The sequence below is a fragment of the Streptomyces sp. NPDC127038 genome, assembly GCF_042725875.1.
Taxonomy (GTDB): Bacteria; Actinomycetota; Actinomycetes; order Streptomycetales; family Streptomycetaceae; genus Streptomyces.
Map to the genome: position 1 here is coordinate 1 of NZ_JBHXDQ010000003.1, position 24,227 is coordinate 24,227.

At 72.2% G+C, this 24,227-nt stretch carries 22 protein-coding genes; 10 read left to right on the plus strand and 12 right to left on the minus strand.

Features of this window, described 5'->3' with window-relative positions:
- Positions 1-70: 70 nt before the first annotated feature.
- Complete coding sequence (locus ACFWI4_RS02820) at positions 71-751, minus strand: DUF6445 family protein (RefSeq protein WP_385408921.1); 681 nt, start codon at positions 749-751, stop codon at positions 71-73.
- Positions 752-1,043: 292 nt separating this feature from the next.
- Between ACFWI4_RS02820 and ACFWI4_RS02825 the strand changes: the two genes are divergently transcribed.
- Positions 1,044-1,829, plus strand: coding sequence for a peptidoglycan-binding protein (locus ACFWI4_RS02825; protein ID WP_387190181.1), 786 nt, complete (start codon positions 1,044-1,046; stop codon positions 1,827-1,829).
- Positions 1,830-1,886: 57 nt separating this feature from the next.
- Here ACFWI4_RS02825 and ACFWI4_RS02830 read toward each other — a convergent pair whose 3' ends face one another.
- Entirely contained in the window at positions 1,887-2,555 is a 669-nt protein-coding gene (locus ACFWI4_RS02830; protein WP_387190184.1) for a nucleoside/nucleotide kinase family protein, read from the minus strand.
- Between the two features lie 121 nt (positions 2,556-2,676).
- Between ACFWI4_RS02830 and ACFWI4_RS02835 the strand changes: the two genes are divergently transcribed.
- The gene (locus ACFWI4_RS02835) at positions 2,677-3,414 is read left to right on the plus strand and encodes an HAD family hydrolase (RefSeq protein WP_387190187.1); all 738 of its coding nucleotides are present in this window, start codon (positions 2,677-2,679) and stop codon (positions 3,412-3,414) included.
- Positions 3,411-5,756 (plus strand): glycoside hydrolase family 65 protein, encoded by a 2,346-nt coding sequence (locus tag ACFWI4_RS02840; protein WP_387190190.1) that lies wholly within the window; start codon positions 3,411-3,413, stop codon positions 5,754-5,756. The genes ACFWI4_RS02835 and ACFWI4_RS02840 overlap by 4 nt, the downstream gene beginning before the upstream one ends.
- 20 nt (positions 5,757-5,776) lie before the next feature.
- On the opposite strand, the gene ACFWI4_RS02845 is transcribed toward ACFWI4_RS02840, so the two are convergent.
- The 6 genes from ACFWI4_RS02845 to ACFWI4_RS02870 form a co-directional block, all read right to left on the minus strand.
- Positions 5,777-7,033 (minus strand): serine hydrolase domain-containing protein, encoded by a 1,257-nt coding sequence (locus ACFWI4_RS02845; RefSeq protein WP_387190193.1) that lies wholly within the window; start codon positions 7,031-7,033, stop codon positions 5,777-5,779.
- Between the two features lie 219 nt (positions 7,034-7,252).
- Positions 7,253-8,644, minus strand: coding sequence for a CAP domain-containing protein (locus ACFWI4_RS02850; RefSeq protein WP_387190195.1), 1,392 nt, complete (start codon positions 8,642-8,644; stop codon positions 7,253-7,255).
- Positions 8,645-8,731: 87 nt separating this feature from the next.
- Positions 8,732-9,073, minus strand: coding sequence for a DUF1232 domain-containing protein (locus ACFWI4_RS02855; protein ID WP_387190197.1), 342 nt, complete (start codon positions 9,071-9,073; stop codon positions 8,732-8,734).
- A gap of 97 nt (positions 9,074-9,170) precedes the next feature.
- Positions 9,171-10,067 carry an MBL fold metallo-hydrolase gene (locus ACFWI4_RS02860; RefSeq protein WP_387190199.1) on the minus strand — a complete coding sequence of 299 codons (897 nt, stop codon included), beginning with the start codon at positions 10,065-10,067 and terminating at the stop codon, positions 9,171-9,173.
- A 50-nt stretch (positions 10,068-10,117) separates the two neighbouring features.
- A complete protein-coding gene (locus ACFWI4_RS02865; RefSeq protein ID WP_339133349.1) occupies positions 10,118-10,501 on the minus strand; it encodes a hypothetical protein in 384 nt (127 codons plus the stop codon).
- Between the two features lie 306 nt (positions 10,502-10,807).
- Positions 10,808-11,731, minus strand: a complete 924-nt coding sequence (locus ACFWI4_RS02870) for a MurR/RpiR family transcriptional regulator (protein WP_385408939.1) — start codon at positions 11,729-11,731, stop codon at positions 10,808-10,810.
- Between the two features lie 194 nt (positions 11,732-11,925).
- Between ACFWI4_RS02870 and ACFWI4_RS02875 the strand changes: the two genes are divergently transcribed.
- Together ACFWI4_RS02875 and ACFWI4_RS02880 are read left to right on the plus strand one after the other, a co-directional pair.
- Positions 11,926-12,324: a hypothetical protein gene (locus tag ACFWI4_RS02875; RefSeq protein ID WP_387190202.1), complete on the plus strand. Its 399-nt coding sequence runs from the start codon at positions 11,926-11,928 to the stop codon at positions 12,322-12,324.
- Positions 12,321-13,157, plus strand: a complete 837-nt coding sequence (locus tag ACFWI4_RS02880) for a DUF1206 domain-containing protein (RefSeq protein ID WP_387190204.1) — start codon at positions 12,321-12,323, stop codon at positions 13,155-13,157. The genes ACFWI4_RS02875 and ACFWI4_RS02880 overlap by 4 nt, the downstream gene beginning before the upstream one ends.
- 122 nt (positions 13,158-13,279) lie before the next feature.
- Here the strand turns inward: ACFWI4_RS02880 and ACFWI4_RS02885 are convergent, their stop codons facing one another.
- A complete protein-coding gene (locus tag ACFWI4_RS02885; protein ID WP_387190206.1) occupies positions 13,280-14,587 on the minus strand; it encodes an RICIN domain-containing protein in 1,308 nt (435 codons plus the stop codon).
- Between the two features lie 730 nt (positions 14,588-15,317).
- Between ACFWI4_RS02885 and ACFWI4_RS02890 the strand changes: the two genes are divergently transcribed.
- On the plus strand, positions 15,318-17,096 hold the full coding sequence (locus ACFWI4_RS02890; protein ID WP_387190208.1) for a cation:proton antiporter: 1,779 nt from the start codon (positions 15,318-15,320) through the stop codon (positions 17,094-17,096).
- Between the two features lie 85 nt (positions 17,097-17,181).
- On the plus strand, positions 17,182-17,616 hold the full coding sequence (locus ACFWI4_RS02895) for a hypothetical protein (RefSeq protein ID WP_385392710.1): 435 nt from the start codon (positions 17,182-17,184) through the stop codon (positions 17,614-17,616).
- A gap of 86 nt (positions 17,617-17,702) precedes the next feature.
- On the opposite strand, the gene ACFWI4_RS02900 is transcribed toward ACFWI4_RS02895, so the two are convergent.
- Positions 17,703-19,553 carry a glycoside hydrolase family 15 protein gene (locus ACFWI4_RS02900; protein WP_387190726.1) on the minus strand — a complete coding sequence of 617 codons (1,851 nt, stop codon included), beginning with the start codon at positions 19,551-19,553 and terminating at the stop codon, positions 17,703-17,705.
- Between the two features lie 247 nt (positions 19,554-19,800).
- Between ACFWI4_RS02900 and ACFWI4_RS02905 the strand changes: the two genes are divergently transcribed.
- Together ACFWI4_RS02905 and ACFWI4_RS02910 are read left to right on the plus strand one after the other, a co-directional pair.
- Positions 19,801-20,754, plus strand: a complete 954-nt coding sequence (locus ACFWI4_RS02905; RefSeq protein WP_387190211.1) for a DUF389 domain-containing protein — start codon at positions 19,801-19,803, stop codon at positions 20,752-20,754.
- A 75-nt stretch (positions 20,755-20,829) separates the two neighbouring features.
- Positions 20,830-21,813 carry an aldo/keto reductase gene (locus ACFWI4_RS02910; protein ID WP_387190213.1) on the plus strand — a complete coding sequence of 328 codons (984 nt, stop codon included), beginning with the start codon at positions 20,830-20,832 and terminating at the stop codon, positions 21,811-21,813.
- A gap of 152 nt (positions 21,814-21,965) precedes the next feature.
- Here the strand turns inward: ACFWI4_RS02910 and ACFWI4_RS02915 are convergent, their stop codons facing one another.
- Entirely contained in the window at positions 21,966-22,544 is a 579-nt protein-coding gene (locus ACFWI4_RS02915) for a DUF2238 domain-containing protein (protein WP_387190729.1), read from the minus strand.
- A 206-nt stretch (positions 22,545-22,750) separates the two neighbouring features.
- Positions 22,751-23,779 (minus strand): hypothetical protein, encoded by a 1,029-nt coding sequence (locus ACFWI4_RS02920; protein WP_387190215.1) that lies wholly within the window; start codon positions 23,777-23,779, stop codon positions 22,751-22,753.
- A 253-nt stretch (positions 23,780-24,032) separates the two neighbouring features.
- On the opposite strand from ACFWI4_RS02920, the gene tgmA reads away from it, so the two are divergent.
- A complete protein-coding gene (tgmA, locus tag ACFWI4_RS02925) occupies positions 24,033-24,224 on the plus strand; it encodes a putative ATP-grasp-modified RiPP (protein ID WP_037617579.1) in 192 nt (63 codons plus the stop codon).
- The last annotated feature ends 3 nt before the right edge of the window (positions 24,225-24,227 follow it).

Below are 24,227 nucleotides of genomic sequence, written 5' to 3' on the forward strand. Positions count from 1 at the left end.
GTGCGGCCCCGGACCGTCGGGTCCGGGGCCGCACCGCGTCGTACCGGGATCCGGCCGGAGCCGGTCTGGGTCACGCCATCCAGAAGAAGACGGCGGTCATCCGTTTGTCGTCCATGGTGGTCCCGCAGTATTCGGTGGCGCTGTGCATCAGGTTGGCGTTGTAGAGGAGCAGCCGGTTGTAGCGGTGCGGGACGCGGATGTCCTCGACGAAGGAGTCCGGCGGCACGAAGCGGGTCCCGAGGGCCTCGACCAGGTTGTTGTGCGGCGCGACCACGACGTTGCCGCCGAGCCGCCCGCCCGGCAGCGCCTGGCGGAAGAAGGCCGTGCCGCAGTCCTTGGGGACGTTGGGGTTCAGGTACAGCACCGCCGCGTAACGGCACAGGGCGCGGGAGTCGGTGTGCGGACGGGGTTCCCCCTCGTCCTTGCCGACGACCTGGACACAGTTGTGGTTGAGCGTGGCGCCCGACGGAGTCGACTGCTGCCACAGCTTCTGGGCGCCGGTGGCCTTGCGTACGAGCCGCTCCACACGGGCCAGTTCGTCCGGTTCGAGACCGGGCATCGTCCGCATGCCCGGCCAGCTCTCCGAGGTGTACGGATAGCCCTTCGCCCAGTCGTCCCTGCCGACACACCGGGCCCGTACGGCGTCCGGGTCGGGCAGCACGTCGTCGAAGACCCAGTAGTCCCGGTCACGGGTGGGTTTCCGGTAGGGGAGCACCGGCAGGGCCGGTGACCTCGGGGGTTGTGGGGGCATGCGGCCGACCCTATAGACGCCCGCGTCAGCGATCTCCAGGGAAATGGTCAACCTTCCGCCAACTCGGTTCATGGATCGTCCAAGGCCGGCGGGTCGGCGCCCCGGGAAGGCCTGTTCGCGACCCCGCACCGTCAACAGCCGTCCGAACAGCCTCAGTTCACCGGTCGCGGTCGGACGCGGCGGCGGACTCCCGGCGTGATCACCGGTGTGACCGAGCGGTGAACGTCCGGGCCCGTGCCCGCGTATCACTGCACAGGACGGCGGGAGACCGCGTGCACGGAAGGAGAGCAGTGTGCCGACACGGCCCGAACGCGGGAGGTCCTCCGGGCGCTCCGTGATCGAACCCACGCACATCGAGCGCCGCCGTCGCTCCGAATCCCTGGCGGAGCTGCTCCGGCAGGTGCGCGAGAAGGAGGGGATGGACGACGCGGACGACGGCTTCGACCCGCTCCCCGCGCCGACGCCCCCGGTACGCCTCCTGCCCGTCCCGGAGGAGGACGAGACCGAGGAACTGCCCCCGGTCATCGAGGAACTGCCCCCGGTACCAGGGAAGTTGCCCGCCGTCCTGGAGGGCGAGGACTATACGGCCGACACCCCGCCGTCGTCCGGGACCGGCACGGCCGTCGCCTCGCACGTCCTCGGCGGACCCCCCGCCGAGAGGCCCAAGGGCGCCCACGGTCCGGCGCGCGGTCCGGCACTGCGCCGTGCGGCGATCGGGCTGGCGATCGTCGCGGCGGGCCTGACCGGCTTCGCGGCGGCCCTCCTGGTGCCGGGCGCCGGACGGGGCGACGCCTCCACCGGAGCCGGAGGACACGCCAGGACCGCGCCCGCCGTCGATCCGGACGGAGCGGGCACCCTCCGGGAGGGCGACAGCGGCCCCGAGGTGACGGACCTTCAGCGACGCCTGCTCCGTATCCCGAACGTGTACGAACACGGCAGCACCGACGGCACCTACGACGCGACGCTCGCCGCCGCCGTCGCCCGTTTCCAGCTCTGGTACGGCATCCGGGGCGACGAGTCCGGCGTCTACGGCGACGACACCCGGGCCGACCTGGAATCCAGGACGGCCACCCCCTGAGCCGGCCGGGGCGGCGGTGCGGTGACGGTCGCTCCCTCCGCCCCGGCCACCCCCGGCTCAGACCCCTCCGGCCCGCTGTCCGACGACCGCCGGACCGACGACGAGGTCGGCGCGGCCCCGGGTCGCCGCGACCAGATCGGCGTTGCGCTGATCCGTGCCGAGCACCCACGCCACCGCCGTGTCGTGGTCCTTCCCGAACTCCTCGTGCCGGGCGACCAGTCTGCGCACGCGCTCCGCCTCGTCGAGCTCGCAGAACCACACCTCGTCGAGCTGCGCACGGGCCCGCGCCCACGTCTCGTCGCCCAGCAGCAGGTAGTTCCCCTCGGTGACGATCAGACGGGCGTCCCGGGGAACCGCGATGGCTCCCGCCAGCGGCTGTTCGAGGACCCGCTCGAAACCGGGCGCGTAGACGAGATCCTCCTCGTCCTCGCGCAGCCGCCGCAGCAGTGCCGCGTACCCCGCTGCGTCGAAGGTGTCCGGCGCGCCCTTGCGGTCCCGGCGCCCCAGCCGGTCGAGTTCGGCGTCCGCGAGATGGAACCCGTCCATCGGCACATGGGCGACGCCGAAGGCCCCGCCCGCGCCGAGGCGCCCCACCAGCCGCTCGGCGAGCGTCGTCTTCCCCGCCCCGGGACCGCCGGTGATCCCGAGAAGGGCACGGCGGCCGGGCCGCACCAGCGCGGCGGCCCGCTCCACCAGGTCCTCGAAGGACGCGCACACCCCGGTCATACGGGCCCGGACGACGGCACGGGCACAGCGATCTCCATGCCCACCAGTATCACCCTGGGCCAGGGCGGTGATGTGGCGCTCACCACCCGCTGGAGACGGCTCCCGGGGGCAGACTCCCCGTATGACCGATCTCGGCCTGCCGCAACAGATCCTGGCCTGTCTCTTCGACCTCGACGGGGTGATCACGAAGACCGCCGTCGTCCACGCGGCCGCCTGGAAGCGGACGTTCGACGACTTCCTGCGGGAACGCGACGGCGACGGATTCCGCCCCTTCGACGACGCCGACTACTCCGCCTACGTCGACGGCATGCCCCGCGCCGACGGCGTACGGTCCTTCCTCGCTTCACGTGGCGTCGAACTGCCCGAGGGAACCTCCGACGACCCGCCGGACAGGGCCACGGTGAACGGCCTCGGCAACCGCAAGAACCGGCTGCTCCTCGACATGATCCGCACCGACGGGGTCGAGGCCTACGACGGCACCCTGCGCTACATCGAGGCGGTACGGGCCCGCGGCCTGCGCACCGCCGTCGTCTCCTCCAGCGCCAACTGCCTCGACGTCCTGCGCTCGGTGGGGGCGCAGGACCTCTTCGACGTACGGGTCGACGGTGTCGTCGCCGCCGAACGCAGGCTGCCGGGCAAGCCGCGCCCCGACACCTTCCTGGCCGCGGCGAAGGACCTCGGGGTCGACCCGTCCCGCGCGGCCGTCTTCGAGGACGCGCTCGCCGGCATGGACGCGGGCCGCTCCGGCCACTTCGGGTACGTCGTCGGCGTGGACCGCGTCGGCCAGAGCGACGCCCTGCGCGCCCACGGCGCCGACGTCGTCGTACAGGACCTGGACGAACTGGGGAAGCGGCCGTGATCACACACACGTCGTACGGGGTCGAGCCCTGGGCCCTGCGCGAGAGCGAGCTGAACCTCGGACTGCTGCCGCAGAGCGAGTCCGTGTTCGCCCTCGCCAACGGTCACATCGGCTGGCGCGGCAACCTCGACGAGGGCGAGCCCCACGGCCTGCCCGGCTCCTACCTCGGAGGCGTCCACGAGACACACCCCCTGCCCTACGCCGAGGCGGGCTACGGCTATCCGGAGTCCGGACAGACCGTCATCAACGTCACCAACGGCAAGATCGTCCGGCTGCTCGTCGACGACGAACCCTTCGACCTGCGCTACGGACGGCTGCACTCCCACGAGCGCGTCCTCGACCTGCGCACCGGGCTGCTCACCCGCACCTGCGAGTGGACCTCGCCCGCCGGCTCCAGGGTCCGGGTCCGCTCCACCCGGCTCGTCTCCTTCACCCAGCGGGCGATCGCGGCCGTCGCCTACGAGGTCGAGCCCGTCGACAGCGGCATCAGGGTGGTCCTCCAGTCGGAGCTCGTCGCCAACGAGCAACTGCCCGGCCGCGACGGCGACCCGAGGGCGGCGCTCGCGCTGGACTCGCCGCTTGAGCCGGAGGAACACTTCGCGTCGGGCGGCCGGCTGCGGCTCCTGCACCGCACCCGGCACAGCGGACTGCGGGTCGCGGCGGCCGCGGACCACACCGTCACGGGACCCGAAGGGACCACCCTGAGCAGCGAGAGCGGCGACGACCTCGCCCGCCTCACGGTCACCTCCGTACTGGAACCGGGCAGCACCCTGCGCCTGGAGAAGACCGTCTCCTACGGCTGGTCCGGCAACCGCTCGCTGCCCGCCCTGCGCGACCAGGCCGACGCGGCCCTCGCCGCCGCCCGGCACAGCGGCTGGTCCCGCCTCGTGGACGAACAGCGCTCCTACCTGGACGACTTCTGGGCCCGCGCCGACGTCGAGGTGGACGGCGACGAGGAGATCCAGCAGGCCGTCCGCTTCGCCCTCTTCCACGTGCTCCAGGCGGGCGCCCGCGCCGAACAGCGCGCCATCCCCGCGAAGGGCCTCACCGGCTCCGGCTACGACGGGCACGCCTTCTGGGACACCGAGACCTTCGTCCTGCCGCTGCTCACCTACACCTCGCCGGGCGCCGTCGCCGAGGCACTGCGCTGGCGCCGCAACACCCTCCCCGCCGCCCGCGAGCGCGCCGCCCAACTCGGCCTGCGCGGGGCCGCGTTCCCCTGGCGGACCATAGCCGGGCCGGAGGGCTCGGCGTACTGGCCCGCCGGCACCGCCGCCTTCCACGTCAACGCCGACATCGCCGACGCCGTCGTCCGCTACACCGCCGCCACCGGCGACACCGCCTTCGAACGCGACACCGGCGTCGAGCTGCTGACCGAGACGGCACGGCTGTGGCGCTCCCTGGGACACCACGACCACCGGGGCGGTTTCCACATCGACGGGGTGACGGGCCCCGACGAGTACAGCGCCGTCGCCGACGACAACACGTACACCAACCTGATGGCCCGCGCGAACCTCCTGGCCGCCGCCGACGCCGTCGAGCGCCACCCCGCGAAGGCCGCGGAACTCGGCGTCGACGAGGAGGAGAGCGCCGCCTGGCGCGACGCCGCCGAGGCCATGCACATCCCGTACAACGACGAACTGGGCGTGCACGAGCAGCACGCCGGGTTCACCCGCTCCCAGCGCTGGGACTTCACCGCCACCCGCCCCGACCAGTACCCGCTGATGCTGCACTTCCCCTACTTCGACATCTACCGCAAGCAGGTCGTCAAACAGGCCGACCTGGTGCTCGCCCTCTACAAGTGCAGCCCGTTCTTCGACGAGGAGCACAAGGCCCGCGATTTCGCCTACTACGAGCCCCTCACCGTCCGGGACTCCTCCCTCTCGGCCTGCTGCCAGGCCGTGATCGCCGCCGAGACCGGCCACAGCGCACTCGCCTACGACTATCTGGTCGAGGCCGCGCTGATGGACCTGGAGGACCTGGAGCACAACACCCGCGACGGCCTGCACATCGCCTCGCTCGCCGGCACCTGGACGGCGCTGGTGGCCGGCTTCGGCGGGCTGCGCCACCACGGGGACACCCTGGAGTTCGCGCCCAGACTCCCGGAACGGTTCAGCCGCCTCGCCTTCTCCCTTGAGGTCCTCGGCCGCCGGCTCCGCGTGGAGATCGAGCGGGACACCGCCACCTACACCCTCGCGTCCGGCGGCCCGCTGGAGATCCGCCACCACCGCGAGAACCTCACCGTCGACGCCGACGAGCCGCGCAGCCTGCCCATACCGCCGCAGCGGCCGCGCCCCGCCCCGGACCAGCCGCCGCACCGGCGGCCGAACTCCCGGGGCTAGGACGACGCGGCCGCGGCGCGTCAGTCGCGGTCGACCGAGGGCGCGATGTCCTCGTGCTCCTCCACCGGGGCCGCCCCGGGCGCGGCGGTCCGGGCGGCGGCCCTGGTCGCGGACGTGCCGCAGAACGCGGGCTCCAGGGTGCGGTACATGGTGTTGAGCACGGCGGTGTTGTTGGAGGTGTTGGCCAGCGCGGTGAGGCTGCGCTTCCCGTCCTTCGTGGTGAAGGCGTACGTGTAGTAGCCCTGCACGGTGCCGGTGTGCCCGTACACGGAGATCCCGCAGGACAGGTCCCGGCGGCGCAGCCCGAGTCCGTAGGACGTGGTGCTGTTGACCCGGGTCCACTTCGTCATCTGGGTGAGCTGGGCGGCGGACACGAGCCTGCCGCGCAGCAGGGCGGAGAAGAAGGTGTCCAGGTCGTGCGGCGTGGAGATGATGGCACCCGCGCTCTGCGCCCAGGACGCCGTCTGCTTCGTCGCGTCCACCGGGGCCGCCCCCGTCGTGTCGGACGTGAGGTAGCCGTTGGCGTGGCGGCCAGGGATCGCGGTGGAGGGATGGACGTAGAACGTGTCCTTCAGGTTCAGCGGGGTGAAGATGCGCTTCTGGTACTCGGTGGCCACGCTGTGCCCGGTCAGCTTCTCGATCAGCATGCCGGCGACGACGAAGTTGGTGTTCGAGTACGAGTAGGCGGCCCCGGGCGCGTTGGTGCGCGGCTTCTGCAGCGACAGCTTCACCAGGTCGCGGTAGCCGAACACCTTGTTGCGGACCGCCTCGAAGCCGGAGACGGACCGGGCGAACATGTCGTTCGTGTAGTCGTACAGGCCGCTGCGATGGCTCAGCACGTGCCGCACGGTGATCCGGTCGTCGGGCAGCAGCCCCGGCAGATAGGTGTCGACCGGCTTGTCGAGCTTGAGCCTGCCCTCGTCGACGAGCTGGAGCAGCACCACGGTGGTGAAGGACTTGGTGACGCTGCCGACACGGAACCGGTCGTTCGTGCTGATGGTCCGTCCGGTTGCCCGGTCGTCGACCCCCTGGACCAGCCGGTGGACGGTGCCGTTGTCGTCGATTCTCGCCATCGCGCCGGGCGCCCCCTGCGCGAGTGCCGTGCGCAGGATCGCCCGCAGGCCCGCCTCGTCGGGTGCCGCGGCGGCGGCCACCGCGGTCCGTGCGGTGCCGGCGTGCCCCGTGCCCGTGGGCGTCACCGCCTGTGCCGGGGCCGCCAGCAGGGACGCCACGACCGCGCCCAGCGCCGTCCCCGTAACCGCCTTTGCTGAGACCATCTGCTTCTCCCGAGTGCCATCTGCCGGCTCGACGTCCCGGCCCGGAGCGCGCCGCGGATGCGGGCGACGGCACCATCTGTACGCGCTGGGGCGGGCCGTGGGACGCATTGCCCGGCAATCACGCGGAAACGGCGTACCGGAATCGGCGAATTGGCGGAAAGCAGCCGCACCGGACCCGACCGGGACCGGCCGGCCGCCGAAGAGGGCGTGGGCCGGGGCTCAGCCGCCGAAGAGCTGGGTCCAGTACGTGCCCGCCCTGCTGCCGCCGGCCAGGCCGATGCCTATGTGGGTGAAGTCCGGCTTGAGGATGTTGGCGCGGTGGCCGGGGCTGTCCATCCAGCCCTGGACGACCTCGGCGGGGGAGCGCTGTCCGCAGGCGATGTTCTCGCCGATGGCCCGCAGGCCGCATCCGGCCGCCGCGGCACGGTCCCAGGGCCGGCTCCCCTCGGGGGAGGTGTGCGCGTAGAAGTCGCGGGCCACCATGTCGGCGCTGTGGGCCTGGGCGGCGGCCGTGAGGGTCGTGTCCGTGCCGAGGGGACGCAGACCGGCCGCGGCCCGCTCGGTGTTGGTGAGCGCGACGACCTCGCGCGCGGTCCGCTCCAGGCCCGCCCGGCTGAACGGCCGCGCCCACAGCGCCGTCCAGTACAGGTCGCCGGTGCGGGGGTCGGGGACGCGGGCGATCCCCGCCTGGTCGAAGGCCGGATCGCACAGCGTGCGCCGTGTCTGCTCGGCGGAGAGGCAGTACTCGACGAACTCCCGCGGGGAGCGGGGTCCGGAGACCAGATGCTCGCCGATGGTCAGATAGGAGTAACCGGCCGAGACGACCCGGTGGTAGACGCTGACGCCGTCCGGGCTCTCCACCGCGAGCGCGCCGCGGGTCGCCATCGCGCCGGCGTGGTCCCGGGCGGCGTTGGTCAGCCGGTCGTCGAGGCGCACGGGCGGGCAACCGGCGGCGGCACGCGCGGAGTTCACCGGCCCGAGGAGATCCTCGCCGCCGCTCCTGGAACCGGTGCCGGTGCCGGTGCCGCTGCTCGTGCCGGGGCCCCCGCCCGGTGTGCGCGGAGAGCCGCCCCGGTCGGCCGCGACGGGAGCGGTTCCCGGCCCCGCGGCCGCCGGTGCGCTGCCCCCGGTGTCCTCGGTGACGTCGACGCCGAAGTCCCGCGCGATGCCCGCCAGTCCGTCCGCGTAGCCCTGTCCGAGCGCGCGCAGTTTCCAGGCCGTACCCCGACGGTAGAGCTCGGCGAGGAGCAGCAGCGTCTCCCGCTGCGGGCGGGGCGGGGTGAACCGGGCGAGGGCGCGTCCGTCCGGCGCGGTGACCTGGACCGTCGGGGAGGGCAGCCGGCCGAGGGGAGTGGTGAGGTCCGCCGGACTGACGACGAGGGTGACCCGGGTCGCTCCGGGCCGCAGCCGCGGCGGATCGACGGTGAGACGGTCCCCGTCGAGCCGGACGCCGGGCGCGGCCGGCTGGTTGTAGAACACGAAGTCGCCGTCGCCGCGCACCTTTCCGCCGTCGTCGGTGACGAGCGCGGACAGGTCGAAGGGGCCCGGGACCCTGAAGGTCAGGACCTCGTCCGGCAGGGGCGTGTTGCCTCCGGGAACCAGCTCGCTCATGGCGCCGCCCGTCGCTGTCGTGATCCGTGCCCTCCCGCCGGGAGCGAGGAGCACGGGCCGTCGACCGCTCAACGGACCACCCGTGTCCTACGGTTCCCGCGGCCGGCGCGTGACCGGGCGGGTGCCGCGCGCGGCCTCGACCGCCGTCCGGAGCGGTACGGGCGGTGCGGCCGCGCGCAGGGAGCGCAGGGCGAGCAGCATCACGCCGATGTCGTCGAGGTAGACGGGGTCGGGCAGCAGGTCCGTCGGCAGCACGAGATAGAGCACGGCTCCCCAGAACACCCAGCGGGGTCCGGTCGGCAGTCCGGCCCGCCGCAGCTCACGGCGGGTGCGTACGAGCCGGCGCAGGAGTACGAGCGCCACCGCGAGCGCGGCGGCTCCCAGTACCGCGACGATGACGAGGACCAGGGTCCACGAGGTCGAGTCCATGCGTCCGTCCAGAGGGTCGTCGGGTGCGCTTCCTTCCCGTGTGCCCGCTGACGGCCCGTCCATCGCTCCGGGCCGGGCCGTCCGGGCCTGCCGATGCTCACCCGCCGGTGTCGCGGCGGCAGATGACGAAGTCGTCGAAGACGTGCCGGCCGGGCAGCGGGCCGACGGTGCCGACGGCCCGGCGCAGGTCGAGCAGCTGGTCCGTGGTCATCTGGAGCGGTGGCTCGTCGGGCTGGTACGTGGTGCGCACCGGGTAGTCCCGTCCGGGTTCCCGGGTCATCTCGATGTGGCAGCCCAGCACGTGGGTGACCGGACGCTGTCCGCAGAAGTCGATCAGCCGGTCGACGGTGCGGGTGAAGGCCGGCCAGTCCTCGACGTACAGACGTCCGGGATAGACCGTGTCGCCGGTGAACAGGATCCCGGTCCAGGGGTCGTAGAACGTCACCGACGCCTGGTGGTGCCCGGGTGTGGCCAGGCATTCCAGCACCCGGCCGCCGAGGTCGACCCGGGCGACGGCTTCGGGGTCGTCGCGGAATCCGAAGAAGTCCCAGGCGCTGTCGAGGGCCGCGTCCACGACCTCGGTCCCGGGACGGCCGGTGAACTGGCCGTCCCCGGCGACGTGGTCGCCGTGCGGATGGGTGTGCAGGACCAGCAGCCCGTAGTCGTCACGGGGGTGCCCGGCCAGCCAGGTCTCCATCACCTCGTCGACGACCCGGCGGAGCGGGAAGTGGTCGGCGGAGGCCGTGGCGCCGGTGTCGATCAGGACGGCCCGCGCGCTCCCGAACAGCAGGAACATGAAGGGCGCCTCGTAGTCGACCGCCATGTTCTGGCGCAGGATCACCGTGTGCTCGTCGTAGGAGTGGACCTGGATGTCGGGGTCCGTGTTGTGCTTGGCCGAGGGCGAGCCGTGGATCCACCGCACGTCGAGCGGTGCGGCCGCCGGGGCTCCACCGCCTCCGCGAACGCCGTCGATGCGCCTGTCCGTACCGTCCACGCCGTCTCCCTGGGACTCGGTCCTGCCGGGCCACGGCAGGGCCCGGGGGATCAGTTTCGCTGGTGGGCGTGGTCCACGAGCGCCTGGGACACCGTACGGATGCTGCGGGCGATGTGCTGGAGCTGCATCACCTCGGCGGCGTACATCTTGATGGAGTGCTCGATGACGCCCTCCTGGAGCCCGAGACCGGGCAGCTCGGAGCGGGCGGTCTGGAGCGCCGTGCGGGCGACCCGTATCTCCTGCTGCACCTGGAGGTGCGCGTGGCGGGCGAGCAGGACGGGGTGCTTGTGCAGGACGGGGTAGCTCGCGTAGCGGCTCGGTACGAGCTCGCGCAGCCATTTCACCGCCGAGCGCTCCCAGTCGAAGCTGCCGGGGGTCTTGACCTGGCACGGCCAGTCCGAGGTGATCGGTGAGTACGTCAGGGCCATGTTCATCGCTTCCGGGTTACGTCGGCGGGGGACTCTGGGGCGGCCCCGGCATAGGGGTACCGGGGCCGCCACCACGGGTCTCGCAGTCGAGACCCGCTCGAACACCCGGGACCCGATGCGGGTAGGAGCGGACGGCCCCGAGTGCTCATGGGTCGTGACCTGGAAGCATCCGGGGCACGATCCGAAAGAAGTATTTATATATGCCGCCGTAAGCGCAAGGGCATGAAAACATTCATGCGTGCTTTGTTGTGAATGATCCCGTGATGCCGCCGTGGCCGGGTGTGACGGGGGTGGGGGTGACCTGGGACGGAGTCAGTCGCGCAGGAAGAACTGGTGCTGCTCGGCGACCTGCTCGTACTCCTCCAGGCGCGCCTGGGTGCGCTCCGGATCGGCGTCGGTCATGGCCTGCAGCAGCGCCGCCGACAGCACCACGGGCGCCGCGTAGGAGTCGAAGACCAGGCGGGAACCGGTGCCGGTGGCGAAGGTGACGTCGGCCTCGTCGGCCAGCGGGCCGAGGCCGAGGTCGGTGACCAGGGCCACCTTGAGGCCCGCGCTGCGCGCGACCCGCATGGCGGTGAGCGTCTCGTGGGCGTGCCGGGGCATCCCGAAGGCCAGCACCCAGGTGCCGCCCGCCTCTCGGGACTGGAGCAGGGCGTCGTACGCGACCGAGCCGCCGCGTGTCACCACGCGCACGTCGGGGTGGATGCGGCGGGCCGCGTACGCGAAGTACTCGGCGAGCGAGCCGGAGATCCGCAGCCCGAGGATCGTCAGCGGCGCCGACTTCGACAGGGCCCGGCCGACGCGGATGATCTGGTCGGGATCGGTGAAGTCCCGCCGCAGGTTCTCCAGGTTCTCGATCTCGGCGTCCACCGCGGCCTGGAGCTCGTTGCTCGTGACCTCGGCCGGAGTCCCCGGAGTGCTGCCCAGGGTGCTCAGCGCGATGGCCTGGAGGCTCTCCCGCAGCGCCGGGTAGCCGCTGAAGCCCACCGCCGCCGCGAAACGGGTCACGGAGGGCTGGCTCACGCCCACCCGCTCGGCGAGGTCGGTGATCGACAGGAACGCGGCCTCGGTGATGTGCTCGATCAGGTACTGCGCGATGCGCCGCTGGCCCGGGGAGAGCCGGGGGCCGTCGAACAGCTCCCTGAGCTGGGACGTGGGCGCCACGTCCGCCTCGGGGGCCGTCTTGCCCGAGGTGATCGCGGATGCCTGTGCGCGTGCCTGCTGCGGCGATGGCACCGGTGCGTGTCCTCCTTCATGTCCCACGAGAACTCAACATAGCTCACCGACCCTTCTGACCTGGGCCGGTATTGGCGCAAGCAATGCCTGCGTTCCCCGTTTCACGTGCGGTCCAGGGGTACCCGGACAACGCTCACGACGGGCTCGTCCGCGGGCGTGCCCGCGTGTTCGCCGACGCGAGGGAGAGGGTTTTCATGAGCGTGCAACAACTGCCCGCGTCCACGGTCCACGTGATGCTCGGGGACTGTTCCGCGGACGACGCCAAGAAGGTGCTCGGTGTCCTGTGCGGCCGCTTCACCGCGGACCGCGAGCAGGCCGACGAGACACATGAGTCCGCGAGCGGCCGGCCCACCGTGTGGACCGTGCTGTTCGACACCTCCGGCGATCCCGGGGACACCGCGGGGCCTGTGGCGGAACTTTCGGGGCAGCCGACCGTGGAGGCACAGGGCGGTCCCCTCGCGACACGCAGACTGCGGGAGGCCCTCGGTGCCGCCTTCACCGTGCACGAGCTGGGCACGGAGGCCGGCGACCAGGAGGTACAGATGAAACTGCGACTGGATTCGGGTGCGGCGCACGAGACGCGGCCCGTGTGAACGCCGGGACGGCGGCCCGCGGCGGGGAGATCGGCGCCCGCCGGGCGGCGACCGGCTCGGCGCGCGAGGGCGCGGCCAGGGCGGGGCTGACCGCCCGGGGGGTGATCTACGTCCTGGTCGGCCTGCTGGCCCTGCGCATCGCCTTCGGCGACAGCGGTGGGCGGCAGGCCGACCGGGGCGGCGCCCTCCAGGAGCTCGCCACGAAGCCGTTCGGCTCGGTCCTGCTGTGGGCGCTCGGCGCCGGGCTCGTGGGCATGGCGCTGTGGCGGCTGTCCGAGGCGGTGTTCGGGGCCGCCGGACAGGGCGGCGGCAAGGCGGGCAAGCGGCTGATGTCGGGCGCGCGGGCCGTGTTCTACGGATTCGTCGCCTACTCCGTGCTGGCCTTCGCGGCCGGCGCGCGCGGCAGCGGTTCGGGTGACCGGCAGTCCCGCGACGTCACGGCGAAGGCACTGGGGGTGACCGGCGGCCAGTGGATCGTCGGTGCCGCCGGAGCGGGTCTCGTCGTCGCGGGCGGCTGGATCGCCGTACGGGCCGTGATGCGCAAGTACCACAAGCACCTCAAGCTCGGTGAGATGTCGCGCCGGGTCCGCAGGGCCGTCGACACGGCGGGCGTGGGCGGCGGGGCCGCCCGGGGTGTCGTGTTCGCGGGGGCGGGCGTGTTCGCGGTCAGGGCCGCCGTGGACTACCGGCCCGACCAGGCCAAGGGGATGGACGGCACCCTGCGGTCCTTCGCCGGCGCGCCGATGGGCCCGTGGCTGCTGACCTGTGTCGCCGCCGGCCTCGTCCTGTTCGGACTGTTCTCGTTCGCGATGGCACGGTGGCGCAGGGTGTGAGGCCGCGCCTCCGGCCGCCGGTGCCGGGCCCGCCTCCGTGCGCCGTGGCCTCGGCGGGGCCGTCGTCCTGAGGGTGTCCCCGCCGCTCCCCGCGGCGGAGACACCCTCACACGGCAGGACCGTCAGGGCCGCGCGGTGAGCGCGAAGCTCTGGGCGGCGGACCCGTCGCAGCCCCGCTGGGTGAGCCGGACGCCGTTCGCGGCGGAGGCCGCCGCGCTGAGGCACCTGCCGCTGTGGCGCGCGACGAAGTGGTAGCGTCCCGAACCCTCCTTGACCGACAGCCACTGCTGGTTCTGGCCGCCGGACCAACTCCACAGCTGGAGCGGCGCGTTGTCGGCCGTCGAGCGGTCGGTGACATCGACGACCTGCTGCGGAGCCGGCCTCAGCGCGATCCGCGTGTAACCCCCGTCCGTCGGACGGAACTGGAACTGCTGCGCCTGGGTTCCGTTGCACGCGTACTGCTGGACCACGGTCCCGTTCGCGGTGCCGGCCGAACGGGCGTCCACACAGGTCCCGTTGCCCGCGTCGGTGAGGGAGTACCAGGTGGTCTCCGGGATCGGGTCCGCCGGCGGCACCGACGTGTCCGCCCCGCCGAGCCACTTGAGCCCGTCCAGCAGGAACCGGTTCTGTTCCGCGCTGGCGAACGTCGAGGACAGCGTGGTGTTCGTCGCGTAGTCCATCGCGTTGTGACCGAAGTTCGCGTACAGCATCCGGTACTTGGTGTTGGTCCACAGGACCGGGTAGTAGCCGCTGTACCAGGTCTGGTTCGGATCCGTGCCCAGCGGGAAGCTGCTGGGGTCGATCGAGGCGAGGATCCGGATGTCCGGGTTCTGCCGCAGGTCGTTGGACCAGCTGTACCACTCGCTGACCGACGAGGTGAACGTCGCGGGCAGGTTCACGGTGGAGGGGTGCGTGCGGTCCTCGACCTTCAGGACGGCCGTGGTCGGCCCCCAGGTGTTCGACGTGAAGTTCCCGCTGCCGAGGAACTGGTCGTGGTACCAGGACCAGCTTCCGGCGTCGGTGGTGAAGGCGGAGACGTGGAAGCCCATCCAGCCGCCGCCCCCGCGCATGTACTGCTCGAATCCCGCGCGTTGGGCCGCGGTCCCCGGCAGGTCGTCGAGGAACAGGACGACCTGGTACGCGTTCACGCCTCCGTCGGCGAGCAGGTCCCAGTCGTTGCTGGCCGTGTAGGTGAAGCCGTTGGCCGCGGCCTGCTTCGGGAACCAGTCGTTCGCCTCGTGGGCGAAGCTGATGTGGGCCGCGTCGTAGGTGCCGTTGTAGAGGGCGAGCACCTTGAACGGGGCCGCCGTGGCGTTCGCGTGCGCGGCCGGTGGCGAGGCGAGGCCGATCAGGGCCGCCATCAGGACCAGGACCCGCAGGACGAGGGCCCGCGGGGCGCCGCGCGCCGGTAGGGATTCGGTGCCGCGCATCCGGCTCTCCTTCGCGTGGTGGGGGGTTCACGTCCATGAACGCTGAACGCATGCGTGGAGTCGTGGTGATCGGTGAACCTAAAGGTCTGCACCAAAGACGTCAAGGCATGAAACAAGGAACCCCGCCAATTGGCCAGTAAGCACGATGAGTTGAAGCAATCGACGCGGACGGAGTGCCGAATTCGGCCTTGTGCCGGCCGTGGTGAGCGACAGGGAGCGGTGGCGGACCGACGTTCACATGTGCGGCTCCTTACGAGGTGATGACATGAGGGCGAACCACACCCGCCCCACCCGCCTCACAAGGCACTCTGGATCCGGGTCGGTGACTCCTGTCCTGGAGAGGCACGGAAAACCGCCGGCCACCGCGCCGACCGGCACCGCCGGTTCGTGTCCCGCGGCGAGGGAAGCGGCTGCCGCGGAACAGCGCCCCGGAGCAGTGTTCCGGGGCGCCGTGCGTGCCCGGCCGTTGCTCCGCCCGAGGGACCCGGCTACTTCCAACGGCCGAGCCGGGCGAGTCCGCACCCGTGTCCACCGCAGGCACCGGCCGGCGAGGCCCGTATGAACAAGGCGCCCGTCCCGCCGGCCGGCCCCGGTACGGGCTGAGCCCCGGTCGCGGGCGGGCCCGGCACGGGCCGAGCGTCCGTACGGGCGGCGCGTGCCGGGGCGGATTCCCGGACAACGGACCGCGGCGAACCGTCCGCAGGCCGAAACCACCGGCAGGGAGGTAGTCATGACGGAGAACCAGATCCTCCAGGGCCTCGGACTGATCGCCGTCCTGGCCGTCGGCTCCCAGCTCGTGGCGAGCCGGCTGCGCATCCCGGCCCTGATCGTCCTGCTGCCGGTCGGCTTCGCCGCGGGCGCCCTCACCGACATCGTCAACCCCGACAAGCTCCTCGGGGACGCCTTCTCGCCGATGGTCTCCCTCGCCGTCGCCGTGATCCTCTACGAGGCCGGGCTCGGCCTCGACGTCAGCCGGCTCCACGGACACATGCACCGGGTCGTGGCCCGTCTCATCTGGATCGGCGTCCTGATCACCTGGGCGGCCACGGCCGTGCTCGCGGTACCGCTGCTGGGCATGTCGAAGAGCTCGGCCGTCATGCTCGGCGTGATCCTCGTCGTCTCGGGCCCCACCGTCGTCGGCCCCCTGCTTTACTTCGTGCGCCCCACCGAACGCCTCCAGCGCATCCTGATCTGGGAGGGCTCGCTGATCGACCCGGTCGGCGGCATCCTCGGTGCCCTGGTCTTCCACGCCGTCGTCGCCAGCGGCAGCAGCGATCTGCGCGGCAAGATCGGCCAGTTCGCTGCGAGTTCGGCCGTCGGACTCATCGGCGGCGCGGTGGGCGCCGCCGTCCTGTGGCTCCTGCTCAGCCGGCTGCACCTGGGCGAGGTCCTGGGCACGACGGCCCAGCTCGCCGCCGCGGTGGGCGTGGCGGCCCTCTGCGACGCGATCCGCGACGACACCGGGCTCATCGCCGCCGTCGTGATGGGCATGGCCCTCGCCAACCTGCCGGGCGTCTCCCTCCCGGCGCGCCGCCCCTTCCTGGAGACCCTGGTCTCCCTGATCATCGGGCTGCTGTTCATCTCGATCTCGGCCACGGTCACCCCCGCGTCCCTGCGCCACGTCGTCCTGCCCACGCTCGGCCTCGTCGCCGCCCTGGTCCTCGTCGTCAGGCCGCTGGTCGCCCTGCTGGCGACCGTCCGCACCGATCTGCTCCGCGGCGAGCGGGCGTTCATCGGCTGGATGGCACCGCGCGGAATCGTCGCCGCGTCCACCGCCTCGACCTTCTCCGCCGCGCTGGCGGCCGATCACGTCCCGGGCGCCGAGAAGATCCTGCCCGCCACCTTCCTGGTGATCGTCGCCACCGTGACCCTGTACGGGCTGAGCGCGCACCCCGTCGCCCGGCGCCTCGGCGCGCTGCGCCCCGCGCGGGCCCGCCCGCTGCTCGTCGGCGGCGACCCCTGGGCGATCGACCTGGGCCGCGCGCTGCGTGCCGCAGGTCTCGACGTGCTGATGTGGGCCGGACGGGAGGAGCAGCGCGACCTGATCCGGGACGCCGGGCTGAACCTGGCCCCCGGTGAGCTGCTCGCCGCGGCCACCGGTGAGGGGGCCGAGCTCGAAGGGATCACCGGCGTGCTGCTGCTCACCGAGGAGGACGACTTCAACGCGCTGGCGTCGGAGACCCTGCGCGGCACGTTCGAGGGGTTCGTCCACCGGCTGGGGCCGCCCGGTCTCAGCCATGGCGTGGTCGCCCCCTACACGACCGGTGACACCCTGTTCGGGGCCGCCCTGAGCAGACCGGAACTGGCCCGCCGCTACGGGCACGGCGCCCGGATCGTCTCCCGCCCCGCCGAGGGCGGCCTCCCCGACGGGCACGCGCTGCTGTTCCTCGTGCGCCCCGACGGGCGGCTGGAGCCGGTCACCGGGACCCGCACCCCGCGGCCGGGGCCGCGGGACACCGCGATCCTGCTCGGCCCGGCCGGGACGGCGGACCCGGTGCGGCCGGTCTGACGGCGTGCGGCCCCGCCGGTCCGGTCCGACCCCAACGGTCGAGTGCGGATTGCGCTCTTCCCTCCGGCTGGATCTCATGGTTGTCATGCAGCGACAAGCTTCCGAGCCAGACGACCTCGTACCGCCGATGGAGCGCTCGCACTGGGTGGCCTTCGCCGGAGTCCTGCTGATGGTCAGCGCCCTGTTCAACCTCCTCACCGGCTTCGTGGCGGTCTTCAACCACGGCTACTACTCGAAGGTGTACTCCGGGGGCAACCGGTTGCTGATCCTCAACTACACGGCCTGGGGGTGGATCTTCGTCGCCATCGGCATCGTCATGGCCCTGCTGAGTCTCGGTGTGCTCGTGGGCTCCCGGGGCGCGCGGCTGGCGGGTGTCTGTCTGGCCGCGTTCTGCCTCGTCGCACAGATGATCTTCCTGCCGGTCTACCCGTGGTGGTCGCTGTTCACGATGCTCGTGTCCCTGCTGGTCATCTACGGACTGCTGGCCGAGCCGAAGCACGTGCCCGGAGCACGGGTCTGACCGGACGACGGGTCAACCCGGCCGGGTCCGACCGGCCGGGTCCGACCGGCCGGGTTCGACCGGCCGGGTTCGACGGGACGGGCGTCCTAGGGCCGTGGCTCCGGCGCGCCGGCCGGGGCCCGCTGCCCGTCCAGTGCCTCGTCGAGCGTGGTGGCGGCCATGATCAGCGACAGATGGGTGAACGCCTGCGGGAAGTTGCCCAGCTGCTCGCCGCTCGGGCCCACCTCCTCCGCGAACAGGCCGACGTGGTTCGCGTACGTGTGCATCTTCTCGAACGTGTAGCGGGCCTCGGCCAGCCGGCCGGAGCGCGCCAGCGCGTCGACGTACAGGAAGGTGCACAGACTGAACGTGCCCTCCGAGCCGCGCAGGCCGTCGGGGGAGGCGGCGGGGTCGTAGCGGTAGACGAGGCTGTCGGAGACCAGGGTCCGGCCCATCGCGTCGAGCGTCGACAGCCAGGTCGGGTCCTTCGCGCCCAGGAAGCCGACCCGCGGGACCAGCAGGAGCGAGGCGTCCAGGACGTCGCCGCCGTAGTACTGGACGTACGCCTTCTCCTTCTCGTTCCAGGCGCGCTCCATCACCTGCTCCATGACGGTGTCCCGGGCCCGGGTCCAGAGCGCGGTGTGCGCCGGGCGGCTCCATTCGCGGGCCAGCCGCAGACCGCGGTCGAACGCGGCCCAGCACATCACCCGGCTGTAGGTGAAGTCCTTGCGCCCGCCGCGGGTCTCCCAGATGCCCTCGTCCGGGCGGTCCCAGTTCTCGGCGAGCCAGTCCAGGGTGCGGGAGACCGCCTTCCAGCCCGCGTAGTCGGCCTGGATGCCGATCTGGCGGCTCTCCGAGAGGCCGTAGAGGGCCTCGCCGTAGATGTCCAGCTGGAGCTGGCCGGCGGCCGCGTTCCCCACCCGTACGGGGGAGGAGCCGCGGTAGCCCTCGAAGTGCTCCAGGATCTGCTCGCCGTCCAGGGGCGTGCCGTCCACCCGGTACATGATCTGGAGCGCCTCGCCCTCCTGGTCCAGGCGTTCCATCAGCCGTGCGCGCAGCCAGTGGGTGAAGGCCGTCGCCTCCTCGGTGAACCCGAGGTCGAGCAGGGCGCGCAGCGACAGGGCCCCGTCGCGCACCCAGGTGTAGCGGTAGTCCCAGTTGCGTTCGCCGCCGACCTGTTCCGGCAGCCCCATCGTGGCCGCCGCGACCGGGGCACCCGTGGGCGCGTAGGTCAGGAGCTTGAGGGTGATGGCGGCGCGGTGCACCATGTCGGGCCAGCGGCCCCGGTACCGGGAGTCGCGCACCCAGTCCTGCCAGAAGTCCAGGGTCCGCGCCAGGTCCTCCTCGGTCCGCGGCACGGTGGGCGGCGGCGGAGCGGTGGCGTCCGGACCGTCCACGGTGAACACGGCCACCGCCGTCTCACCGGCCCCGAGCGTCACGGTGCCGCGCACGTCAAGGCCGTCCCGCTCCAGCGGAAACGTGCCCTGGAGGAACGCGGTGATCCCGGGGGACCGGAACGCGGCGCCCTCGGGGCCGAGGGTGAGCTCGTGGCCGGCCCGCCCGTAGTCGAAACGCGGGCGGCACTCCAGGGCGAAGTCCACCGTTCCCCGTACCGCGCGGGCGCAACGGACGAGCCGGTGCCGGGCGGAGGCGGACCCGGACCGGTCGGGCGGCATCCAGTCGAGGACCTCGCCGACCCCGTCGGGTGACATGAACCGGGTCACCAGGACGGCCGTGTCCGGGTAGTAGAGCTGCTTCCAGGTGCCCTCCGGGCGGGAGGGGGCGAACCGGAACCAGCCGCCGCGGTCGTGGTCGAGCAGCGCGGCGAAGATGCTGGGGGAGTCGAAGCGCGGAGCGGCGAACCAGTCCACGACGCCCTGGGCGGAGACCAGGGCGGAGCACTGGAGATCCCCCACCAGGCCGTGGTCGGCTATGGGCGGATAGCGGTCCATGCTGATCCAATCTCGAGGATCCGAGCATCTTCACTATCCGGCATGCCGGACATGCGCGCTTCCCGTCCCGCGAGGGCCGGGGCGCGGGGCGGCGGCCCGGCTCCGGAGGCGCCGGGTTCCGGGGGCGGTGCCAGGTCACGGGGCGGCGGCCCGTCGTGTGCGGCTGGATTGCCGAACGCCGGGCGGCCGGGGTTACTGGAGGAGACCGTTCCGCGCCGACGGGGCGCGTGCCGGTGTCCCGGGAGGTACCCGCATGGACCTGATCCATGTGCGCATGGTCAGTCCCGCCGGGCTGACCGACGCCGTGACCGCCCTGCTCAGGGACGACCCCTGTGTCGTGAACCTCGTCGTGCAGCCCGGCATCGCCCGGAAGCCGGACGGCGACGCCCTCGCCTGCGACGTGCTGACCGGAGGGGCGAACGACGTGCTGCGCGGACTGCGGGAGCTGCGTCTGCACGAGGTCGGCTCGATCGTCATCGAACCCGTCGACATGGCGTTCACCGGCCACGCGGCCCGGGAGGGCGCCGAGCGGCTCGGGGTGCTGTCCCGGGCGCCGGTCTGGGAGGAGGTGGAGGCCCGTATCCGCGCGCAGGGCACCTACGCGCCGAGCTTCTACCTCTACATGGTCGTCGCGGGCCTCATCGGCGCGGTCGGCATCGTCACCAACTCCCAGATCCTCATCGTCGCGGCGATGGTCGTCGGGCCCGAGTACGGTGCCATCGTCAGCGTGGCGCTGGGCATCGACCGGCGCTCGGGGCGGCGGGTCCGCGAGGGGCTGAACGCCCTGACGGCCGGGTTCGCGCTCGCCGTCGCCGCCACGTTCCTCTTCGGCCTGCTGATCCGGGGCTTCGGCCTGGAGTCCAGGGCGTTCGAGCTGAACGTGCGCCCGGTGTCCCGTCTCATCTCCACGCCCGACTTCTTCTCGTTCGCGGTCGCCACGCTGGCCGGCGTCGTCGGTGTCGTCTCCCTGAGCGAGGCCAGGACGAGCGCCCTGCTGGGGGTCTTCATCTCCGTCACGACCATCCCGGCCGCCGCCGACCTCAGCGTCTCCGCCGCGTTCGGCAGCTGGTCCGAGGCGCGCGGGGCGTTCGTCCAACTCCTCATCAACGTGACCGTGTTGATCGCGGTGGGCGCGGTCACGCTGCGGGGGCAGCGGGCCCTGTGGCGCAGGGTCGGCCACCGCGACCGCCGACCCGCCCACGGCTGAGGGCGGCGCCGCTCCGCGAGGGCACGCGGAGCGCGGACGTCCGGTTCGGTCCGGGGGAGGTGGCAGACTGGCGCCATGGACGAGCGCGCATTCGACAGGTCGGGCCAGCATGCTTCCGTCATCGGTCTCGGGACCTGGCAACTGGGAGCCGACTGGGGCGACGTGAGCGACAAGGAAGCCCTGGCCGTGCTGGAGACGGCGGCGGAGTCGGGAGTGACCTTCTTCGACACCGCCGACGTGTACGGCGACGGGCGGAGCGAGGAGACCATCGCCGGGTTCCTGCGCGGCCGGCCTGACCTGCACGTCATGGTCGCCACCAAGATGGGCCGCCGGGCCGACCAGGTCCCCGAGAACTACGTCCTCGACAACTTCCGTGCCTGGAACGACCGTTCGCGCCGCAACCTCGGCGTCGACCGCCTCGACCTGGTGCAGCTGCACTGCCCGCCGACGCCGGTGTACTCCACGGACGCGGTGTACGACGCCCTCGACACGATGGTCGAGGAGGAGCGGATCGCCGCGTACGGCGTGAGCGTCGAGACGTGCGAGGAGGCGCTGGCCGCCATCGCCCGCCCGAACGTGGCGAGCGTCCAGATCATCCTCAACCCCTTCCGCATGAAGCCCCTGCGCCGGGTCCTGCCGGCCGCCAGGGAGGCGGGCGTCGGCGTCATCGCGCGCGTCCCGCTGGCCTCCGGGCTGCTGTCCGGCAAGTACACCAAGGACACCGTCTTCGCCGCCGACGACCACCGGACGTACAACCGTCACGGCGAGGCCTTCGACCAGGGCGAGACCTTCTCCGGCGTGGACTTCGCGACGGGCGTGGAGGCCGCGGCCGAGTTCGCCGCCCTCGCGCCCGAGGGGTACACCCCGGCCCAGCTGGCGCTGCGGTGGATCGTCGCGCAGCCCGGCGTGACCACCGTCATCCCCGGAGCGAGGTCACCCCAACAGGCACACGCCAACGCGGAGGCCGCGAAGCTGCCGGAGCTGTCCCGCGCGACGCTGGACGCCATCGACGAGCTCTACGACCGCCGGATCAAGGAGCAGGTCGAGAGCCGCTGGTGACGGCCGGCCTGACCGGCGCCCGTCCCCCGTCGGACCCGCGCCGTCCGGCCCCCTCCCGCAGGACTCGCGCCGTCCGGCCCCCACCGTGCCCCCACCGTGCCCGCGCGGTCCGGCTCTGCCGTGCCCCCGCCGTCCCGTGGCGCCGGCGGCCCTCAGCTCCCGGAGGGCCGCGGCGCCGCGAGCGCGTCGAGCTGCCGGTCGTGCACCCGGCGGAGCACCAGCACCGAGACGGTCGCGCCGATCAGGGCGCAGAACATGTCCCACTGGGTGTCCCACACATCGCCCTGGGTGGCCAGGAAGGCGTCGGCTCCATGGCCGCCGATCACCGCGGCCGCCCACTCGAACATCTCGAACAGGGCGCTGAAGGCGAGGCACGCGCACACCGTGAGCGGCGCCAGCCACCTGCTTCCGCGCAGCGGTGACGTCCTGCTCAGCACCTCCCGCACCAGGACGGCCGGCACGAAGCCCTGCATGAGGTGCCCGAACCGGTCGTACGGATTGCGGTCGAGCCCGAACGTGTCGCGCACCCAGTCGCCCAACGGCACATGCGCGTAGGTGTAGTGGCCGCCCACCGCGAGCACCAGCGCGTGCGCCGCGAGCAGGCAGTACAGCAGGCTCGTCAGCGGGAACCGCCGTCTGCCGAGCACCACGAGCGGCAGTCCGACGAGCACCCACACGGTCTCAAGGAGCCAGGTCGTCCCGTCCTTGGCGTGCCACGCGGAGAGTGCCATGCCCGCGACGACCACCGCGAGGAGCGCGGCCGGAAGGGCCGCGCCCGGGGCGCGCTTCGAGGGCGTGTGGAGCCGGCCGTGCGGTGCGAGGGCTGATCCGGGCATGACGGCCTCCTTGGTCCAGGTGGCCCCATCGTGGTGGACCCCGTGGTCGGTCGCATGAGTACGGGTACTCAGCCGGGCCCTCGCACATCGGCCCGGCCGGCTCACTCCCGTCCGGCCGCCCCGCGCAGTGCCGCGATGGCCGTGCCGATCGCCTGCTGGAGCTCCTCCAGGCGCTGCACCATGTCGTCCTCGTAGATGTCGTCGGCGTCGTCGAAGGTCAGCTCCTCGAACACCTTCGTCGCCTTCTGAAGGCTGCTGTAGAACTTCGTCCGGCGTTCCTGGACGCGCAGTTCGGGGTCGGCCTCCACCGTCTCGACGACGAGGTTCTTCATGGTGTCGTACGCCTCGGTGGCCCACTCGCCCGCGTCCTCGCCCTCGTCGAGCTCGTCGAGGAGGGACAGATGCCGCTCGGCCTCGGAGCGCAGCTCGGCCGGAGCGTCCAGGGTCTGCCCGGCCGGTGTCCTGATCTGGCCCTTCTCCGCGATCTGGCGCACATAGCCGATACGGTCGGCCGCCCTGTTCTCGGTGGCGACCGCCTTCTTCAGCTCGTCCGTACGGGCGATGTCGCGGGCCAACTCGGTCTGGAGCGCAGGGTCTTCCTTCACGCGGTCCAGCAGGGCCGCACGCGCGGCCTTGGCCGTGGAGGGGTCGGCGAGGATCGCGGCCCGCAGCGCGGTCGGGTTCTCGGCCACCTCCAGGGCCTTGGTGGGGCGGATCCCCTCGGCCTCGGCGGCCTCCGAGATGGCGGCGCCGCGCTCGGAGGCCGCGCTGGAACGCGCTGCGTAGTACGCCGACCAGGCCTCCCCGTCCGGGAGTTCGACGTCCGCGCCGGGCATCAGGGTCTCGAAATGGGGAACCAGTCCGTCGTCCGCGGCCCTGTCCCAGGCCTTGTAGTAGCGCATCACCCGTTCCGGCGAGCATCCGGCCAGCTCCGCGAACTCCTTCGCGGACACCTTCTCCGTCTCGTCCGCGGACTGCCCGCCGGGGCGGACGCTGCGCGCCACCTTGAGCGCGAAGGCCCAGCCGCCGTTGCGTGCGTACGCGCCGAAGTCCCGCGCGTCGCGCTCGACGAGGGCCGGCGCGTCGGCCCGTACGGCGGATTCATCGGACGAGGTGATGGCTGCGGTCACCGGGAACTCTCCTGGGATGGTGGGGCGTTGATGTCACAGAGGATGAAGCTATGGCCTAAGGTCTGCGTGGAATCAAGGAGACACGCGGAGACCGCGAACCATGCGGACACCCCAGTAAATCCGAAATGTGCAAGCTCAGAAACGACGCGATGTGATGACCTTCACCCCGATGTGGCAGAAAGTGATGAATTCCTTACGGCCGTGTCACGTACGGGTGTGTATTGGCCATCGCGCGACCGCGGGAGGATCTTTCGTGCGACCGTTCACTCTCAACTACGCCCGGCCCTCAGGGCAGTCGGCCGCAATACCCCCGTACCACTTCGACGTGTCCCTGCAACTGAACGTGCTGCCGGACGGCAGACCGGCCGTCAGTGATCGCGCGCTGCTGATGGCGACCGGCACCACGACGTCGACCGCCGGTTCCCAGACGCACTTCGACGACTGACGG

Excerpts from the sequence above, each read along its gene's own strand:
- ACFWI4_RS02820 (WP_385408921.1), bottom strand. The coding sequence starts at position 751 with ATGCCCCCACAACCCCCGAGGTCACCGGCCCTGCCGGTGCTCCCCTAC.
- ACFWI4_RS02830 (WP_387190184.1), bottom strand. The coding sequence starts at position 2,555 with ATGACCGGGGTGTGCGCGTCCTTCGAGGACCTGGTGGAGCGGGCCGCC.
- ACFWI4_RS02835 (WP_387190187.1), top strand. The coding sequence starts at position 2,677 with ATGACCGATCTCGGCCTGCCGCAACAGATCCTGGCCTGTCTCTTCGAC.
- ACFWI4_RS02845 (WP_387190193.1), bottom strand. The coding sequence starts at position 7,033 with ATGGTCTCAGCAAAGGCGGTTACGGGGACGGCGCTGGGCGCGGTCGTG.
- ACFWI4_RS02850 (WP_387190195.1), bottom strand. The coding sequence starts at position 8,644 with ATGAGCGAGCTGGTTCCCGGAGGCAACACGCCCCTGCCGGACGAGGTC.
- ACFWI4_RS02855 (WP_387190197.1), bottom strand. The coding sequence starts at position 9,073 with ATGGACTCGACCTCGTGGACCCTGGTCCTCGTCATCGTCGCGGTACTG.
- ACFWI4_RS02865 (WP_339133349.1), bottom strand. The coding sequence starts at position 10,501 with ATGAACATGGCCCTGACGTACTCACCGATCACCTCGGACTGGCCGTGC.
- ACFWI4_RS02875 (WP_387190202.1), top strand. The coding sequence starts at position 11,926 with ATGAGCGTGCAACAACTGCCCGCGTCCACGGTCCACGTGATGCTCGGG.
- ACFWI4_RS02885 (WP_387190206.1), bottom strand. The coding sequence starts at position 14,587 with ATGCGCGGCACCGAATCCCTACCGGCGCGCGGCGCCCCGCGGGCCCTC.
- ACFWI4_RS02890 (WP_387190208.1), top strand. The coding sequence starts at position 15,318 with ATGACGGAGAACCAGATCCTCCAGGGCCTCGGACTGATCGCCGTCCTG.
- ACFWI4_RS02895 (WP_385392710.1), top strand. The coding sequence starts at position 17,182 with ATGCAGCGACAAGCTTCCGAGCCAGACGACCTCGTACCGCCGATGGAG.
- ACFWI4_RS02905 (WP_387190211.1), top strand. The coding sequence starts at position 19,801 with ATGGACCTGATCCATGTGCGCATGGTCAGTCCCGCCGGGCTGACCGAC.
- ACFWI4_RS02910 (WP_387190213.1), top strand. The coding sequence starts at position 20,830 with ATGGACGAGCGCGCATTCGACAGGTCGGGCCAGCATGCTTCCGTCATC.
- ACFWI4_RS02915 (WP_387190729.1), bottom strand. The coding sequence starts at position 22,544 with ATGGCACTCTCCGCGTGGCACGCCAAGGACGGGACGACCTGGCTCCTT.